Here is a 16,787-nt window from a genome sequence, read left to right as displayed (position 1 = left end):
CAGATGTGTATAAGAGACAGGGCCTCATGGGGGCGGGCATCGCCTACCACTGCGCGAAGCTCGGCATCGAGACGGTGCTCATCGACCGTGACCAGGCCGGCGCCGACAAGGGCAAGGTCTACTCCATGAAGCGCCTCGAAAAGGACATCGCGAAGGGGCGCATGACGCAGGAGAAGGCCGACGCGATCCTCGCGCGCATCCATCCGACCACCGACTATGCCGGCCTCGCGGATGTCGAGCTCGTCGTCGAGGCCGTCTTCGAAGACCGCGCAATCAAGGCCGACGTGACGCGCAGGCTGGAGGCCGTGCTACCGAAGGATGCGGTGATCGCGTCGAACACTTCGGGCCTGCCGATCACCGAGCTGGCCGAGGCGGGCGAGCGGCCGCAGAACTTCATCGGCATGCACTTCTTCTCGCCCGTCGAGCGCATGCCGCTCGTGGAGATCATCCGCGGGCGCAAGACCTCGCCCGAGGCGCTGGCGCGTGCGCTGGATCTCGTGCAGGCGATGAAGAAGACCCCCATCGTCGTGAATGACGGACCGGGCTTCTTCACCAGCCGCTTCATCGGCGCCTACGTCAACGAGAGCCTCGCGATGGTCACCGAGGGGGTGAATCCGGCGTTGATCGAGAACGCCGCGAAGATGGCCGGCATCCCGGTGGGGCCGCTCACGGTGTCCGACGAGATCGGGCTCGACACCGCCTATCACGCCAGCCAGCAACGCAAGAAGGACGAAGGTGCGGCCTTCAGGGAAACGCCCACCTTCCGCCTCGTCGAGAAGCTGGTCGGCGAACTCGGCCGGCACGGGCGCAAGAACGGCAAGGGCTTCTTCGACTATGCCGCGGACGGCAGCAAGCAGCTGTGGTCGGGCCTCGGAGAACTCTTCCCGCCGCTCGCGGAGCAGCCGACGGTCGAGGAGGTCAAGGCGCGCATGCTGTATGCGCAGCTGGTCGACGCCGCCAAGGCGATGGCCGAGGGCATCGTGATCGACCCGGCCGACGGCGACGTCGGGGCCATCCTCGGCGTCGGCTTCCCTGCCTACCTGGGTGGTCCGTTCTCGATGATGGACACCGTCGGCATCGCGCAGGTCGTCGCCGAATGCGATCACCTCGCGGCGCGCTACGGCGACCAATACGCCGCCCCGAAGCTGCTGCGCGACATGGCCGCGGAAGGCCGGACCTTCTACGGCCCGAACCGCGTGACCCCGCCCGCGGCCGCGCGCTGATCGTAACCGCCACGCACGCCCCCCTAGTCAGGAGCACACCGTGAATTTCGATTTTTCCGACGACCAGCGCCTGTTGCAGGACGCGGTCCGCAGCATGCTCGCCGAGAACAGCACCTCGCAGGCGGTGCGCGAGGTGCTGGAAGGCCGCGCGACTTATTGCGCGAAGGTCTGGCGCAACCTCAACGAGATGGGAGCCGCCACCGCAGCCCTCCCCGAGGCCTACGGCGGAGCCGGGCTCGGGTATCTGGAACTATGCCTGGTGGCCGAGGAAGCCGGCCGCCACCTCGCCGCGGTGCCACTGTCGTCGAGCATCTACCTCGCCGCCGAAGCGGTGCTGCGCGCCGGCAGCGAGGCGCAGAAACAGCGCTGGCTGCCCGGCATCGCGCAGGGCGAGGTGATCGCCACCGCGGCCCTCGGCGGCAGCGAACGCTACCGCGCGCCGCAGCCCCTCGCCTTCGACGGCCAACGCCTCGACGGCACCAGCCCGGTGCTGCTCGACGGCGCCATCGCGCAGCTCGCGATCCTGCAGGTCGGCACCGAGCTGATCCTGGTCGACCTAAATGGCCCGGGCGTGAAGCGTATCGCGCTGCCGACAGTCGACCCCACGCGCCCGCTGGCGCAGATCGCGTTCACCGCCACGCCAGCCGAGCGCCTGGCGACCGCCGATGGCGCAGCCGTCGCGCGCCGGGTGCTCGACGGGGCGGCCGTCCTGCTGGCCTTCGAGCAGGTCGGGGGGGCGGCCCGCAGCCTCGAACTCGCGCGCGACTACTCGCTCGAGCGCAAGGCCTTCGGCCGCCAGATCGGCAGCTTCCAGGCGCTCAAGCACAAGATGGCCGACATCTACACTCGCATCGAGCTCGCCCGCGCACACGCCTACTACGGCGCTTGGGCGCTCGCCTCGGACGCCCCGGAGCTGCCTCGAGCCGCCGCCGCGGCCCGCGTGGCCGCGACGCGCGCCTTCCTGTTCGCCGCGGAAGAAGGCATCGAACTGCATGGCGGCATCGGTTTCACGTGGGAGATGGATTGCCACCTCTACTACCGCCGCGCCCGTCACCTCGCGCAGGTGATCGGCAGTGAACACGCCTGGCGCGCCCGCCTCGCCGATGAACTGATCAAGGAGGCCGCGTAAGCGGAGCACCACTCATGGACTTCAAAGATACTCCCGAAGAAGCCGCGTTCCGCGAGGAAGTGCGCGCCTGGCTGGCCGCCAACGGACAACGGCGCACGCGCGCGGACGAGATGTTCGGCGAAGGTCTCGACGAGGCCGCGAAGCTCGCCCGCGCCAAGGCCTGGCAGGCGAAGAAGGCCGCCGCCGGCTACGCCGCGATCACCTGGCCGCGCGAAGCCGGCGGTCTGGGCGGCACCGCGATGCAGCAGGTGATCTACCAGCAGGAAGAGGCCGCCTATCTCGTCCCGCAGATGATCTTCGAGGTCAGCATCGGCATGGGCCTGCCCACCGTGCTGCGCTGGGCCGCTCCCGAACTCAAGGCGCGCTTCCTGCGCCCGGGTCTGGCCGGCGAGGAGATCTGGTGCCAGCTCTTTTCCGAACCGGGTGCCGGTTCCGACACGGGCGCGGTCCGCACGCGCGCAGTACGCGACGGCGACGCATGGGTCGTGAATGGGCAGAAGGTGTGGACATCGTCGGCGCACTTCGGCGACTACGGCATCCTGCTCGCCCGCACGGACTGGGACAAGCCCAAGCAGGAAGGGCTGACAATGTTCATCGTCGACCTCAAGGCGCCCGGCGTCGAGATCCGCCCGATCCACCAGATGTCGGGCGATTCGGAATTCAACGAGGTGTTCTTCACCGACGTGCGGATCCCGGATCAATACCGCCTCGGCCCGGAGGGCGGCGGCTGGAAGGTGATGCTCAGCACCCTGATGCAGGAACGCCTGTCCGTCGGCGGCAATCTGCCGACCGACCTGCACGAGCACCTGATCGAGCTCGCGCGGACCTGCACGTGGGACGAGCGCCCGGCGATCGAGGACGCGCGGGTACGCGCGCGCATCGCCGACGCCTATCTCGACCAGCAGGGCGTCGCGCTCATCATTTCGCGCGGCCTCACCGCCTTGTCGAAAGGCAAGACGCCCGGGCCCGAGATGTCCATCACCAAGCTCGTCGCCGCGAAGGCGATGCAGGACATCTCGTCCTTCGCGATGGAACTCGCCGGCACCGAGGGTCTGCTCGGTGCCGACGCACTGGGCGGCGACTGGCCCTACCTGCAGCGCCTGTGGCTCGGCTCGCCCGGCGCGCGGATCGCCGGCGGCACGGACGAGGTGCTCCGCAACGTGATCGCCGAGCGCGTGCTCGGGCTGCCGGGCGAGGTCCGCACGGATCGCAACGTGCCGTTCCGCGACCTCGATCGCGCCTGAGAAGCAGGAGGAGTCCATCCATGACGACGAAGCCCCTCAGCGGCATCAAGGTCCTCGATTTCACCCAGCTCCTGCCCGGCCCGATGTGCACGCTGCAACTCGCGGACCTCGGCGCGGAAGTGATCAAGATCGAGCCGCCGGGCTCGGGCGAAGCCGCGCGCGGTCCGCAAGGCACGCCGATCTCGCATTTCTTCCAGGCCGTGAATCGCAACAAGCGCTCGCTGGCCATCGACCTGCGGGCGCCCGGGGCGCGCGACGTGATCCTCGCGCTGGTGCGGAACGCCGACATCCTCGTCGAAGGCTTCCGCCCCGGCGTGATGGCACGCCTCGGCCTCGGCTACGACGCGCTCAAGGCTACCAACACCCGGCTCGTGTACTGCTCGATCAGCGGCTACGGGCAGGACGGCCCGCTCTCCGCGCTGGGCGGCCACGACATCAACTACCAGAGCTACGCCGGCATCCTCGAACAGAGCGCCCCCGCCACGGGCAGCCCGCATCCGGGCAACTTCCCGATCGCCGATCTCGCCGGCGGCGCGCTCTCGGCGGCGATGGCCATCCTCGCCGCGCTGTTCGATGCGCAGCGCAGCGGCGAAGGCCGCTTCATTGACGTTTCGATGACCGATTGCGCGATGGCCCTCAACGTGCAGCCGCTCGCCGGTCTGCACACGTACAAGCGCGCAGTGCCGGCCGGGCACGACACGCTGAGCGGCGGACTGCCCTGCTACGCCACCTACGAGACGGCCGACGGGCGCCATCTCGCGGTCGGCGCGCTGGAGCCGAAGTTCTGGCAGAACTTCTGCGACACCGCAGGCTGCCCCGAACTCGCCCGGAGCGGCTGGGCGTCGGGCAAGGCCGGCCCCGCGGTGAAGGCGCAGGTCGCCGCGATCATCAAGGCGCGCACATTGGCCGACTGGATCGCGGCCTTCGACGGCGTGGATGCCTGCGTCAGCCCGGTGCTGCGTATCGACGAGGTGCTGGCGCATCCGCACACCGCCGCCCGCGAGATGACCGTGCAGACCCCCTTGCCGGATGGCGGCAGCGCGCCCTACTTCGCCTTCCCCGTGAAGATGAGCAACTACCGCTTCAGCCTCGACCGCCCGCCGCCCGCGCTGGGCGAGCACAACGCGGACATCCTGCGCGAACTCGGCTGGGCCGCCGAGGCCATCGCGCGACTCAAGGCCGACGGCGCGATCGCGTGACCGGCCGCCCCAACGAAGACACCGGAGACACCATGACCTCTCGCACCTTCAGCCTGGCCGATCTCTTCGCGATCGCCGCCGAGACCGTACCGGAGCGCGATGCGCTCGTGATCGGCGCCAGCCGCCACACCTATGGGCAGATGGCCGCGCGCATCGAACGCCTGGCCGCCTGGCTGCATGGGCAGGGCATCGGCGCGGGCGACGTGGTCGGCCTGCAGATGTACAACTCGGCCGAATACCTCGAAGCCTTCCTCGCCGCCTGCCGCGTGCGCGCCGTGCCCGCCAACATCAACTATCGCTACGTTGCCGACGAGCTGCGCTACCTCTACGACAACGCCGGGCTGAAGGCGCTGTTCTACAGCGCCGAGCTCGAGCCTGCCGTCGCCGAGGCCCTCGATGCCGCGCCCGGGCTGCGCGTGAAGGTGCGCACCGGCGCGGGCACCCCCGCGCTGGCCGGCGCGACACGCTACGACGACACCCTGAACGCCGACCCGGCGGCCCTCGCCGCCGTGCAGTGCCGCGACGACGACATCTCCCTGCTCTACACCGGCGGCACCACCGGCAAGCCCAAGGGTGTGATGTGGCCCCACAAGGATCTTTTTTTCGGCAGCCTCGGCGGAGGCGCGTCATACGTGCCGGCCGAGGGGCCGGTCGCCACGCCGGAACAACTGGCCGACCGCATCCGCAAGGGTGCGCCGATGCGCTTCATGCCGGTCGCGCCGCTCATGCACGGCGCCGCCCACTGGGCAACGATGGTGTCGCTGCTGGCCGGCCACACCGTGGTGCTGAACGACCAGCATCATTTCGACGCCGAGCACATCCTCGACCTCATCGTCCGCGAACGGGTGAACTGCCTCACCATCGTCGGCGACGCGATGGCGTTGCCGCTCCTCGACGCCCTCAACGCGCAGCCGGACCGCTGGGATCTCTCCGCCCTGTTCGTGTTCGGCAACGGCGGCGCAGTGCTCTCCGAGCACCTCAAGGAAGGCCTCAAGGCCTACCTGCCCCGCAACGTCTATTTCAGCAACGGCCTGGGTTCCTCGGAAAGCGGGCAGCTCGGGCTCGGCAGCAAGCCCGCCGACGGCGGCATGATCCGCATCGCCGCGCGGCCCGACCTCGCGGTCGTCGTCGACGGCAGCCGCCTCGCGGCCCCGGGCGAACCCGGCATTCTCGCGCGTAGTGGCTACCTGCCGCTCGGCTATTACGGTGATCCGGAAAAGACCGCCCAGACCTTCGTCACCATTGAAGGGCGGCGCTACGTCCTCACCGGCGACGCCGCCCAGGTCGCCGACGACGGCGCGATCGTCGTCTTCGGCCGCGGCTCGAACTGCATCAACACCGGCGGCGAGAAGGTCTTCCCCGAGGAGGTCGAGGAAGTCCTGCGCATGAGCCCGGACGTGCTCGATGCCCTCGTCGTCGGCCTGCCCGACCCGCGCTGGGGGCAGAAGGTCGTCGCGGTCATCGCCCCCCGCCCCGGCCTGTGCCTCGACCCGCAGCAATTGCGGGCGCTATGCCAGCAGCACATCGCGAACTACAAGATTCCCAAGGACATTGTCCTCGTTCCGGAGGTGAAGCGCTCAGCGGCCGGCAAGGCCAACTATCCCTGGGCGCGCGAGGTCGCCGGGTCCGCGTTGAACTGCTGATGCAGCACGCATAGACATCCGTTCTCCGAAGGGTACGGAGTTGTCGCGTTAACAAAGGGGCGGGGGCGCAAAGCGTCCCCGCTTTGCTCTTTTCACCGTCCGCCGAGACGTCATGCCGATTCCCGAGATCCTTGCAGGGCGCCTGTCCCTGCCCCTCATCTGTTCCCCGATGTTCCTGGCCAGCGGCCCGGAACTCGTCATCGCACAATGCAAGGCGGGCGTGGTCGGGACCTTCCCGACCTTGAACGCCCGTCTGTCCGCGGCCCTCGACGACTGGCTCGAACGCATCCGCGCGGAGCTAGAGGCCTGGAACTTCGCTCATCCCGGCAACCTTGCCGCTCCGTTCGGCGTGAACCTGATCCTGCACAAATCCAATCCGCGGCAGGCCGAAGACCTCGCCCGCGTCGTCGCGCACGAAGTCCCGATCGTCATCACCTCGGTCGGCCGCCCTGACACGGTCGTCGAGAAGGTGCATGGCTATGGCGGCATCGTCCTGCACGACGTGATCAGCGTTGCCCATGCGCGCAAGGCCATCGAATGCGGCGTCGATGCGCTGATCCTTGTCTGCACCGGCGCGGGCGGCCACGGCGGCACCCTGTCGCCCTTCGCCTTCGTCTCCGAGGTGCGCGAATTCTGGGACGGGCCGCTGGTGCTCGCCGGCGCCATTTCTTCCGGCCGCAGCCTGCGCGCGGCCGAGGTGCTCGGCGCCGATCTGGGCTACATGGGCACCCGCTTCCTCGCCACGCGCGAAGCCGCGGCCGTCCGCGGCCACAAGGCGATGATCGTGCGCGACACCGCCGCGGACATCCTCTACACGCCGGCCTTCAGCGGCATCTCGGCCAACTACCTCAGGAACAGCGTGATCGCCGCAGGCATCGATCCGGCCGCACTGGCCGCGCGCGAAAACGGCGGCAAGGACGACCTCTTCGCCGGCCAGGAACACAAGCCCAAGGCCTGGAAAGACGTGTGGTCGGCGGGCCAGGGAATCGGCACGATCCACGACGTCCCGGACGTCGCGGAACTGGTCGCGCGGCTGCGCGCCGAGTACGAGTCGGCGGCGCGCTGAGATCGGGCGTTCGAGGCGGGGACCGCTTCCGGCAGCGAGCAGGAAACCGGGATCCGCTCCGGCACACGCGCGGATCGGGATGCCCTGCACGGCTCGCCACAACGGTCGAAAAAAAACCGGGCTTCAAGCCCGGTTTCGTGTCTTGAGGAAAGCGTGCTCAGAACGAATACTTGACGACCAGCGAAAGCTGGTCCCGATCGGTCAATTGACGGTTTTTGACCGGGTCGAGACTGGCATCGCCGAAATACCCCAGATAGGTCAGGCCGATTTGCAGGTTGCGGCGATAGGTCATCGTCGCGCCGACACTCAGACGGTGGTCGCCCTCCCCCATGCCGAGGTTGCCCTGCAGGGTGCGGCCCTTCAGCTGACGTGAGTAGCTGATCGGAACACCGAGCTCCCAATTCTCGAGGATACCCGGATAGGTCAGACTGAGCGTCGATGCGAAGGCGAGACCATAGCTGCCGAAGCTCAACGATTCCGACACGGGCGTGGGCACGGGCACGACCCCAAAGCCCGGCGCAAACGTCCGCGAGACATCACCGGTCGCGCCCGGCACCCGACGGGCATCCGGATTACGCACGTCGGTATAGGCCAATTCGGCGAGGAAGTTGGCCTGGGGCGCAAGGAAGGTCCGGCCCAGGTTGATGAAGGTATTGACGTTGGTCTGCACCACGTCGGCAGTCGTGGCGGTCGGGATCACACTGGAGCCCAGCCGCGTATTCACGAGCGCAGGGGCATCTTTCCGATAGGAAATTTCACCGCCCAGGGTGGCGATACCGAAGGTCGTGCTGAAGGTCGCGCCAAGCAGTTCAATGTCTTCGAAGTAGCGATGATTGAAACCGAAACCGTTGCCATCCGAAAGGAGAGAATCGACATCGACCATCGGTGCGCGATCGTGGTATCGCAGGTAGATCAGGCCAAGCTCGGTTTCGTCGGTCACGCGGTACTTGCCGCCGACACCCCATTGCCCGGTTTTGCCCGGCTTCTCATCGTCCCTCCGGGGCATCCTGCACGGACCCGGCCCAGGTGTCATGCAAACTGCGCCCGGCCCGACGATATCCGAAGTACTCAGGAAGGAGCCCGGCGCATTGATCAGCGTCTTGTGCCAGTGGTACTGGGCGTGCGCCATCAGCGACAGCCTGTCATTGACCTCGTAAAGCACCGAGATCTGGTCCTCGGGCAGCAACTGATCCTTGACCTCCGTGCCAGGGATGCCAGCCTTGGTGCCATCCGCGGGCCCTTGAGCACCCGAAATACCCGGAATGAAAAGCGTCTCTCCCCATGACACGACGTGCTTGCCGAGGCGGACAGTCGCCCGCCCCTGCTCGCCAATGTCGAACGAGGTGTACCCGTAGACGTCCAGCAAGCGGCTGTAACCGCCGTGGTAGCGCTTGGTGTCACTGCTGAACTCGTCGGCGTCTCCGCCGATCTTGTTCGGAAACGAGGTGCCGTCGTTGTCGTTGGAATTGTGGTAAACGTCGTCGTAGAAGGTGCTGGCAGACAGAACGAAACCGGAATTTCCCTTCTTGAAGTGAGTGTCCAGCAAGGCGCTCACGCGATTCGACGTCAATGCCCCCTTGTCGAAGTTATTGTTGCCGTCATTGCCCGCGGCATTCTTCGTCAGCAAGGAATCGCGGTCTTCGAGGCGGGTGGACAGCGTATAGGTCGTCGTCACGCGCGATTCAAAGGTCGCCCCGTTTTCGAACACTTTCGTTTCGAAGGCCGACGCGGGAATCGCGATGCCCATGCCGACCACGGCGAGCGCGATCGGCTTCATCTTGTTGTGCATTTTCATCATGTCTACTCCCCGGAAAGTCAAGTGCATCACTGGCCCAGCGCACGCAGCGCGGCGGGGGTGTACATGTCGGGCGAGAGGTCGCCGCCGTTGAGGACCCAGGATTTCTCACGCTCCTGGATCAGGTTGAAGGCGACGTAGCCGCCTGAATCGAGGTCGTGATAAAAGGCGGTGCCGGCCTGCCAGGCGTTGAGGTCGAACGCATAGAAGTGGTTGATGAAGCCGTGCTGCCAAAGCTTTCCGCGTTGGTCGTAGAAGTCCCCCATCGAGGCCTGCCAGTTGTCTTCATCGATGAACAGCACGCGCTTGCCGAACAGATGGCGGTAACCTTCCTTCAGCGAACCTTCCAGCACCCACACACGACGAAGCTCGTACCGAAGATGCGCCGGGTTCGCGTGTCCCTTTTGCAAGAGATCCGCGTACTTCACCTTGCTGGAGTGCAGACGGTATGCGTTCGCCGGGATGTACATCTCCTTCTTGCCGTGCAGCTTCCATTCGTAGCGGCTGGGATCACCGTTCATCAGGCGATCCTGATCGATGGTCATCTTGCCGCTCGTGCCGCCCATCGGAGTGTCGAACCCATAGGTCGGCAACTGGCGCACCCGCCGCGTACCCGGGTCGTAGGTCCAGGCAAGGCGTTTCGCACGGGCAAAGTTGACGGGCTCCTGAGAGGCGGTGAAGCTGCCACGGTCGCGCTCGGGCAACAGGGTCCCCGACAGCGAGTAGGCCATCAGACCCTCCATCGGCTTACCCAATTCGCCGGGCTGCGAGACGATGTTCAGGTTCTTGTTGAGCTGCCGACCCCAGGTGATGCTGCCATCCGACCCTACGTCCGCGATGTCCCGCACCACGTGCTCCGTGAAGGCCCGGTACGGGAAGTTCATGTTGGCGAGAACTTCCATCGGCGATTTCGGAATCGGGAAGCCCACGGGTCCCTTGTGGCCCGTATAGCCGAGGCCGTCGTCGATCAGTTCGGCTTCAAGCGCGTTTTTCTTGGCCAGCTCGCAAATGGCATCCGGATATCTGAAGTCGCGCCGACTCTGATAAACAGGAATTCGGAAGGTATCGGGATACTTCTTGAACATCGCCTTCTGGCCGTCGCTGAGCTTGCTCGCGTGCTGCTCCAGATTGGCCGCGGTGATCTCGAATAGCGGCTTGTCGTCGGCATAGGGATCCACGGGATGCTGGCCGACGTGCAGGGTGTATTTCACGCCCGGCGGGGTACCCAGCCACTTGCCGGAAAAGGCGGGAATAGTGCCGTCCTTGTTGCCGGCCGCCTCGGCGCCGACGCAGGTCAGATCCTTGCCCAGCCGGGCTGCCTCGGCATCGCTGACCTTGGCCGCCGCTTGGCCCCCGGTCACCGCGAGCGCCACCGTCGCCATGACCGGTATCCAGATACGGGTTCTCATCATCTATGTCTCCTGCCTATTCGGCGTCTTTATTCTGTGTTTCGGTTAAACACTTGTGTAGATGCCACCAGTCGTTGTGCTAACGCTTCTGCGCATCTGTCGCCATTTTTTTCGCCTTGACCAGCCCTCACATCGTCCGTTGGGACTAAACGGGGCAAACTATGTCGAAAGTAATAGCTCCAAAGCGTCTTTCGTCAAGGCCGGCGATGGGTGACGTGCGTCAGCAGGCAGACGGACCGCCCGACGTCGACACGGCTGGAAAGGGAGTTCGGCAGCCGGTCCCATACCGGCCGGCCGGCGAACCCCATGAGGGCGCGCTCGACCGATTCGTACCAGGCTTCGACGATCAGATCGAACTCGTAGCCAGCAGGGCGGGCTCCATCGACGACGTTCGCGACCACCCTCCGGGCACGCAGCCAGGGCGTCATGTCCGGCCCGCCGATCGGCGCAGCCGCCGGCGCCGGCCCGTCACGGGTGCGGAGGAAGAACGCCACGCAGACATCGCTGCGCGGGCCGTCGACGATCACGCTTTCCCGTGCGATCAGCGTGAAGTCGCGCACGTAGGTCGAGAACACGCGCGGCTCGTCGGGACGCATGATCGCGAGCGTCTCCGGGTCGTTCCAGATGTCGTCGGCCGCCTGTCGGTCACGCAACGCCAGCAGGTTCACGCCGTCGTAATCCGGGGATGTACCGGGCAGCGGCGCCGGGGGATCGAGCACGCGCGAGCACTGCGTCACCGCGAGCACCTTGTCGCGCACGTTGGCGCACTGCCGCCCCAGCGCGGAGTGCTCGCGCCAGGCCTGCGGGAAGTCCTCGGCGCGGAGCGCCGGATTGCGCCGCGCGAGGTAGATCATCTTCCAGGCGTCCATCGGGCCGCCGCCTACAGGACCTCGAACAGGCCCGCAGCGCCCATTCCGCCGCCGATGCACATCGACACGACGACGTATTTCACGCCGCGCTGCCGGCCTTCGAGCAGCGCGTGGCCGACCATGCGCGCCCCCGACATGCCGAAAGGGTGGCCGATGGCGATCGCGCCGCCATTGACGTTCAGGCGCTCGTTGGGGATGCCCAGCTTGTCGCGGCTGTAGAGCACCTGGCAGGCAAAGGCTTCATTGATCTCCCACAGGCCAACGTCGCTCACCTTCAGGCCGAAGCGGTCGAGCAGCTTGGGGATCGCGAAGACCGGCCCGATGCCCATCTCGTCGGGCGCGCAGCCTGCGACGGCGATGCCGCGATACGCGCCCAGCGGGGCTATGCCGCGACGCTCGGCCTCCATACGGCTCATCACCAACGCGGCCGAGGCGCCGTCGGAGAGCTGCGACGCGTTGCCGGCGGTGATGAACTCGCCCTGCCCGACCCACTGGCCGTCCTTGAAGACCGGCTGCAGCTTCGCGAGGTCTTCCAGCGTCGTCGAGGCGCGGTTGCACTCGTCGCGAGTGGCGATCACGTCCTCGTGGCCGGCGGGCTTGCCTTCCTTGTCGAACAGCAGCTTCTTCGCCGCCAGCGGCACGATCTCGTCGTCGAAGCGGCCTGCCGCCTGCGCCGCCGCGGTGCGCTGCTGGCTCTGCAGCGAGAACTCGTCCTGCGCCGCACGGCTGATGCCATAGCGGCGGGAGACGATCTCGGCGGTCTCGAGCATCGGGATGTAGGCCGCCGGCACGACGGCCTTCACCGCTTCGGACTGCGCGCGGTAGGTGTTCTTGTGTTTGGTCTGCGTGAGCGACAGCGACTCGACGCCGCCCGCCACCGCGATCTTCATCTCGCCGGCGAGGATGTTCTTGGCGGCGACGCCGATGGCCATCAGCCCGGAGGCGCACATGCGGTCGAGCGCCATGCCCGGCACGCTGTCGGGCAGGCCGCCGGTGTAGGCACACAGGCGGCCGATGTTGTAGGCCTGGGTGCCCTGCTGCACGGCGGCCCCCATGATCACGTCCTCGACCGCTTCGGGCTCGATCCCCGCGCGCTCGACCACGGCGCGCACGACGTGGCCGCCCAGCACGGGGGCCTCCGTATCGTTGAAGGAACCGCGGAAGGACTTGGTCAGTGCAGTGCGCGCAGTGGATACGATGACGGCTTCGCTCATGGCTTGTGTTCTCCGGTTGCGTCTGGAATCGGGAGGGGATGGAATGATTTGCGGGGTCAGTCTGCGAAGGTGTAGCGGCTGATGGTGTCGACGACGCAGGCCGGGCGCTCGCTGTCCTCGATCTCGATCGTCACGCGCACGGTCGACTGCACGGCCTCGCGGATGCGCTCGACGCGGAGGATCTCGCCGCGCCCGCGGATGCGTGCTCCGACCCTGACCGGGGCGGGGAAGCGCACGCGCTCGCAGCCGACGTTCACGCCCATCTTCAGGTTCTCGGCGCGGATCAGCCGCGGCAGGAACAGGTTGGCGAGCGCGAGCGTCAGGTAACCGTGCGCGATGCACGCGCCGAAGGGGCCGTCCTTCGCGCGTTCCGGGTCGACGTGGATCCACTGGTGGTCGTCGGTCGCGTCTGCGAAGCGGTTCACCCGGTCCTGCGTCATCTCGACCCAATCGGTGGCGCCCAGGTCGCGCCCCTCGGCGGCAACGAGCTCGTCGGTGCTGGAAAAAACGAAGCTCATGCGGATCTCCTCACGCGTGCTGCGAGCTGACGGAGAGCACTTCGCCGGTCATGTAGGACGCGTAGTCGCTGGCGAGGAAGACCATCACGTTGGCGACCTCCCACACCTCGGCGGCGCGGCGGAAGGCCTCGCGGCTCGCAAGCTGCGCGAGCAGTTCCTCGCTGGAGGCCTTCTTCAGGAAATCATGGAGCGCGATCGAGGGCGACACGGCGTTGATGCGCACGCCGTGCTCGGCCGCCTCCAGCGCCGAGCAGCGTGTCAGCGCCATCACGCCGGCCTTGGCGGCCGCGTAGTGCGCCTGCCCCTTCTGCGCGCGCCAGCCTAGCACCGACGCGTTATTGACGATGGCGCCGCGACCGCGCCGTTCCATGTGCGGCAACATCGCGCGCGTCATGCGGAAGGTGCCGGTGAGCGTGATGTCGAGGACGCGCGTCCATTCCTCGTCGCTCATTTCAGTGACGCGCTTCTCGCCGCCCAAGCCGGCGTTGTTGATCAGCACGTCGACGCCACCCAGCCGGTCTTCGGCCGCCGCCACGAGGGCCTGGACTTCCTCCTCGTTCGTGACGTTGCACAGTTGCCCCCAGACTGCCTGCAGTCCGGTTTCGGACTTCAGCCGGGCGACCGCCTCTTCCAGGCGGCGCGGGTGAATGTCCGAGATCATCAACGCCCGGCAGCCCTCCTCCGCGGCCTTGCGGGCGGCGGCGAAGCCGATGCCGGCGCCGGCTGCGGCGGTGATGAGGACGGACTTGCCGGCGAGCAGCTGATGGCCGGGCACGTAGGAAGGCGCTTGTCTCACGGCGTGAACCTCGAAGAATGGATACGACGCCATTCTTGAGGCCCCGCCTACCCGGCCGCATCGTCAAAACGGACGGGATGCGGGCAGAAAGGCCAGCGGCACGTGCCGCCGGATCTCACGCCACGCGGGTCGGGTGGAACTCGCGCGGGGCGCCCAGGGTCGCGCGCCACGACGGCGGCTGACGCCCATCCTCGTCGCGGAGGCCGTAGCGCAGCGCGAGTTCGGCGACGATCAGGGTCTGCCCCGACAGGCTCGCCCGTTCCGGGTCGCGCCAAAGGGCCTCGATCACGCGCCCCGAGAACTGTGGGCTTTCGCTGCGCGTGCCGATGCCGCCGTACGCGTCGGGGCGGCGACGGGCCGCGAACGCCGTGCGCTCGGTGCGCTGCATGCCGAGCCACAGCGACACCACCGCGACGCCGGTGCCTTCGAAATCGACCGCCATGTCGTACGCCATCTTGTCGCAGCCGGCCTTCTGCGCCCCGTAGGCCGGCCCGTGCATGTAGCAGCCCGCGCCGTAGGACGAGGTGAAGGCCACCAGTCCCTGTCCGCTCTGCAACAGCAACGGTGCGGCGCAGTGCGTGGCGATGTAGTTGGAGCGCAGGCCGACGTCCAGGATCGCTGCCTGGCTGCGCGGCTTCTCCCAGAACGGGCCGGGCTCGATGAGGCTGTCGTCGATGCAGATGGCGTTGTTCACGAGGATGTCGAGGCGTCCCTGCTCTCGCGCGACGCGCTCGAACAAGGCCTCGACCTGGGCATCGTCACCGTGGTCGCAATGCACCGCGATACCGTGGCCACCGGTGGCGCTGACTGCCGCGGCGCTGTCGTGGATGGTACCGGCGAGCACGGCGTCGCCCACCCGGCATTCACCTTCGCGTTCGCTGCGCCCGGTGACGTAAACCGTCATGCCCGCAGCGCCGAGCGCCTCGGCAATGCCGCGCCCGACGCCGCGACTGGCGCCGGTGACGACGGCAACGCCGGTCGAGGGAGCGGCGTTCATCCGATCGCCCTCACGCGAGCGCGGGCGGACGGCGGTCGGCCCACGGCGCGGCCTTTTCGAGCTGCGCCGCGAGGGCAATCAGCCGCGCCTCGCCGCCATACGGGGCCGCGAACTGCACGCCGATCGGCATGCCTTCGGCGCTCCAGTGTAGCGGAACCGACATCGCGGGATGTCCGCTCATGTTGAACATCGCGGTGAAGGGCGAGGCGAGCACGGCCCGCTTAGCGAAGTCGTCGAAGGGCTGATCCAGCGACAGTTCGCCGAGCTTGGGCGGCAGCGCAGCGGTGGTCGGCGACAGGATCAGGTCGTAGCGCCCGCACACCTCGTCGATGATCCGCCCCGCCTGGTCGAAGACCGATCGCGCCGCGTAGAGCTGCTCAGCCGTGTATTTCTGCGCCTTCTGCAGCGTGAGCCAGTTGATCGGCTCGAATTCGGCTTCGCGCGCGGGGCGCCCGACGAGCTTCTCGCGCGCCCGCACCGTGTACAACATGCCGGTGCCGGTCATTACGCCCATGCTGCCGAACATTTCGAGGAAGGGCAGTTGCTGCAGCGAGATGGGTTCGACATGATGGCCGAGCCCGGCGCACAAGGTCGCCGCCTTGTGCAATGCCTCGAGGCATTCGGGATGAACGCCCATGCCGAAGAGATTGGTGTCGAAGAGCCCGATCTTCAGCCCCTTGGGGAAGCGGCCGAGCGCCTTCACGAGATCGGCGGTGGCGGGCGCCGCGCGCGTTCCCGGTTCGGCCCCCTGGCTCAGCTGCATCAACCAGGCGGTGTCGCGCACGCTGCGGCTGATCACGTTGTGCGCAGACAGCCCCATCCAGCCCTCCAGCGCCCCCGGCCCCATCGGAATGAGGCCGCGGCTGGGCTTGAGGCCGAACAGGCCGCAGTGCGACGCGGGGATGCGGATCGAGCCGCCGCCGTCGCTGGCATGCGCGACCGGCAGGACTCCCGCCGCAACGGCTGCCGACGCGCCGCCAGACGAACCGCCCGAGCTGCGTCCAAGGTCCCACGGATTGCGCGTAGGGCCGAATAGGCGCGACTCGGTGGTTCCGGTCTGCCCAAACTCTGGCGTCGCGAGCTTGGCGAAGATGTTCATCCCCGCCGCCTTGTAGCGCTGCACCAGCGTGGAGTCATGGTCGGCGACCGCATCCTTGAAGAAGGCGCAGCCGTTGGTAGTGACAGTCCCCTTCAGTGCGACGGCAAGATCCTTTAACGCGAAGGGCACGCCGGAAAAGGGCGGCCTCGCCTCGCGTTCGGCCCGGCCGGCGGCATCCAGCGCCCGTGCCAGCTCCCGGGCGAGGTCGAAATGTGGCGTGGTGACGGCATTGACGACTGAATACGCTTCGGCGCGGGCGATCGCCGCTTCGAGCACCTCGCTCGGCCTCACGTCCCCACGCCGGATCCGGCGCGCGATCTCAATCGCATCCCAGCGCTCATATTCGGGCAGCGGCAGTGCGGATTGCGGCCGCGCCGCAGCAGCCATGCCGGGGCCCAGCCCGGCCACCGCGGTTGCACCCAGCGCGGCACCGGCTTTCAGGAAATTGCGCCGCGCCGGCGTGATGTCGTTTTCGTCCATGCAAGCTTCCCCAGACTGTCCATTCCGGCATCGCCGGCCTGTCTCCAGGTCGGACGATAACAGCGGACGGTTTCTTCCCGAAATGGCCGACGCCGCGCGACAGACC

General features: G+C 67.4%; 14 protein-coding genes. 6 read left to right on the top strand and 8 right to left on the bottom strand.

Annotation, left to right across the window (positions count from 1 at the left end; all coding sequences use genetic code 11):
* The 6 genes from GO615_RS29765 to GO615_RS22005 form a co-directional block, all read left to right on the top strand.
* The coding region (locus GO615_RS29765) for a 3-hydroxyacyl-CoA dehydrogenase (RefSeq protein ID WP_246262408.1) at nt 1-1,223 on the top strand (1,223 nt) is incomplete at its 5' end.
* Nucleotides 1,224-1,263: 40 nt separating this feature from the next.
* The gene (locus tag GO615_RS22025; RefSeq protein ID WP_169132027.1) at nt 1,264-2,352 is read left to right on the top strand and encodes an acyl-CoA dehydrogenase family protein; all 1,089 of its coding nucleotides are present in this window, start codon (nt 1,264-1,266) and stop codon (nt 2,350-2,352) included.
* A 14-nt stretch (nt 2,353-2,366) separates the two neighbouring features.
* Nucleotides 2,367-3,596 carry an acyl-CoA dehydrogenase family protein gene (locus GO615_RS22020; RefSeq protein WP_169132026.1) on the top strand — a complete coding sequence of 410 codons (1,230 nt, stop codon included), beginning with the start codon at nt 2,367-2,369 and terminating at the stop codon, nt 3,594-3,596.
* Between the two features lie 20 nt (nt 3,597-3,616).
* A complete protein-coding gene (locus GO615_RS22015) occupies nt 3,617-4,795 on the top strand; it encodes a CaiB/BaiF CoA transferase family protein (RefSeq protein WP_169132025.1) in 1,179 nt (392 codons plus the stop codon).
* Between the two features lie 32 nt (nt 4,796-4,827).
* Nucleotides 4,828-6,438, top strand: coding sequence for an AMP-binding protein (locus GO615_RS22010; protein WP_169132024.1), 1,611 nt, complete (start codon nt 4,828-4,830; stop codon nt 6,436-6,438).
* Between the two features lie 112 nt (nt 6,439-6,550).
* On the top strand, nt 6,551-7,504 hold the full coding sequence (locus GO615_RS22005; RefSeq protein WP_169132023.1) for an NAD(P)H-dependent flavin oxidoreductase: 954 nt from the start codon (nt 6,551-6,553) through the stop codon (nt 7,502-7,504).
* 157 nt (nt 7,505-7,661) lie between these two features.
* Here GO615_RS22005 and GO615_RS22000 read toward each other — a convergent pair whose 3' ends face one another.
* The 8 genes from GO615_RS22000 to GO615_RS21965 all read right to left on the bottom strand — a co-directional run bounded on the left by GO615_RS22000 (nt 7,662) and on the right by GO615_RS21965 (nt 16,681).
* Nucleotides 7,662-9,302 carry a DUF1302 domain-containing protein gene (locus GO615_RS22000; protein WP_339380106.1) on the bottom strand — a complete coding sequence of 547 codons (1,641 nt, stop codon included), beginning with the start codon at nt 9,300-9,302 and terminating at the stop codon, nt 7,662-7,664.
* Nucleotides 9,303-9,328: 26 nt separating this feature from the next.
* On the bottom strand, nt 9,329-10,711 hold the full coding sequence (locus tag GO615_RS21995; RefSeq protein WP_169132022.1) for a DUF1329 domain-containing protein: 1,383 nt from the start codon (nt 10,709-10,711) through the stop codon (nt 9,329-9,331).
* 191 nt (nt 10,712-10,902) lie between these two features.
* Nucleotides 10,903-11,577: an EthD domain-containing protein gene (locus tag GO615_RS21990; RefSeq protein ID WP_169132021.1), complete on the bottom strand. Its 675-nt coding sequence runs from the start codon at nt 11,575-11,577 to the stop codon at nt 10,903-10,905.
* A gap of 11 nt (nt 11,578-11,588) precedes the next feature.
* On the bottom strand, nt 11,589-12,791 hold the full coding sequence (locus GO615_RS21985; RefSeq protein WP_169132020.1) for an acetyl-CoA C-acyltransferase: 1,203 nt from the start codon (nt 12,789-12,791) through the stop codon (nt 11,589-11,591).
* Between the two features lie 56 nt (nt 12,792-12,847).
* Entirely contained in the window at nt 12,848-13,309 is a 462-nt protein-coding gene (locus GO615_RS21980; protein ID WP_169132019.1) for a MaoC family dehydratase, read from the bottom strand.
* Nucleotides 13,310-13,319: 10 nt separating this feature from the next.
* Nucleotides 13,320-14,105 carry an SDR family oxidoreductase gene (locus GO615_RS21975; RefSeq protein WP_339380105.1) on the bottom strand — a complete coding sequence of 262 codons (786 nt, stop codon included), beginning with the start codon at nt 14,103-14,105 and terminating at the stop codon, nt 13,320-13,322.
* Nucleotides 14,106-14,220: 115 nt separating this feature from the next.
* Complete coding sequence (locus GO615_RS21970) at nt 14,221-15,102, bottom strand: SDR family NAD(P)-dependent oxidoreductase (protein ID WP_169132017.1); 882 nt, start codon at nt 15,100-15,102, stop codon at nt 14,221-14,223.
* A 10-nt stretch (nt 15,103-15,112) separates the two neighbouring features.
* Complete coding sequence (locus GO615_RS21965) at nt 15,113-16,681, bottom strand: amidase (RefSeq protein WP_169132016.1); 1,569 nt, start codon at nt 16,679-16,681, stop codon at nt 15,113-15,115.
* Between the last annotated feature and the right edge of the window lie 106 nt (nt 16,682-16,787).

Origin of the sequence: Aromatoleum evansii (assembly GCF_012910805.1) — a bacterium.
Lineage (GTDB): Bacteria > Pseudomonadota > Gammaproteobacteria > Burkholderiales > Rhodocyclaceae > Aromatoleum > Aromatoleum evansii.
Note: the sequence above shows the minus strand (reverse complement) of the source record. Positions and strands in the feature narration are given on the sequence as shown.

What these genes read in the sequence shown, in the direction of transcription:
- GO615_RS22020 (WP_169132026.1), top strand. Translation starts at nt 2,367, where the DNA reads ATGGACTTCAAAGATACTCCCGAAGAAGCCGCGTTCCGCGAGGAAGTG.
- GO615_RS22015 (WP_169132025.1), top strand. Translation starts at nt 3,617, where the DNA reads ATGACGACGAAGCCCCTCAGCGGCATCAAGGTCCTCGATTTCACCCAG.
- GO615_RS22010 (WP_169132024.1), top strand. Translation starts at nt 4,828, where the DNA reads ATGACCTCTCGCACCTTCAGCCTGGCCGATCTCTTCGCGATCGCCGCC.
- GO615_RS22005 (WP_169132023.1), top strand. Translation starts at nt 6,551, where the DNA reads ATGCCGATTCCCGAGATCCTTGCAGGGCGCCTGTCCCTGCCCCTCATC.
- GO615_RS22000 (WP_339380106.1), bottom strand. Translation starts at nt 9,302, where the DNA reads ATGATGAAAATGCACAACAAGATGAAGCCGATCGCGCTCGCCGTGGTC.
- GO615_RS21995 (WP_169132022.1), bottom strand. Translation starts at nt 10,711, where the DNA reads ATGATGAGAACCCGTATCTGGATACCGGTCATGGCGACGGTGGCGCTC.
- GO615_RS21990 (WP_169132021.1), bottom strand. Translation starts at nt 11,577, where the DNA reads ATGGACGCCTGGAAGATGATCTACCTCGCGCGGCGCAATCCGGCGCTC.
- GO615_RS21985 (WP_169132020.1), bottom strand. Translation starts at nt 12,791, where the DNA reads ATGAGCGAAGCCGTCATCGTATCCACTGCGCGCACTGCACTGACCAAG.
- GO615_RS21980 (WP_169132019.1), bottom strand. Translation starts at nt 13,309, where the DNA reads ATGAGCTTCGTTTTTTCCAGCACCGACGAGCTCGTTGCCGCCGAGGGG.
- GO615_RS21970 (WP_169132017.1), bottom strand. Translation starts at nt 15,102, where the DNA reads ATGAACGCCGCTCCCTCGACCGGCGTTGCCGTCGTCACCGGCGCCAGT.
- GO615_RS21965 (WP_169132016.1), bottom strand. Translation starts at nt 16,681, where the DNA reads ATGGACGAAAACGACATCACGCCGGCGCGGCGCAATTTCCTGAAAGCC.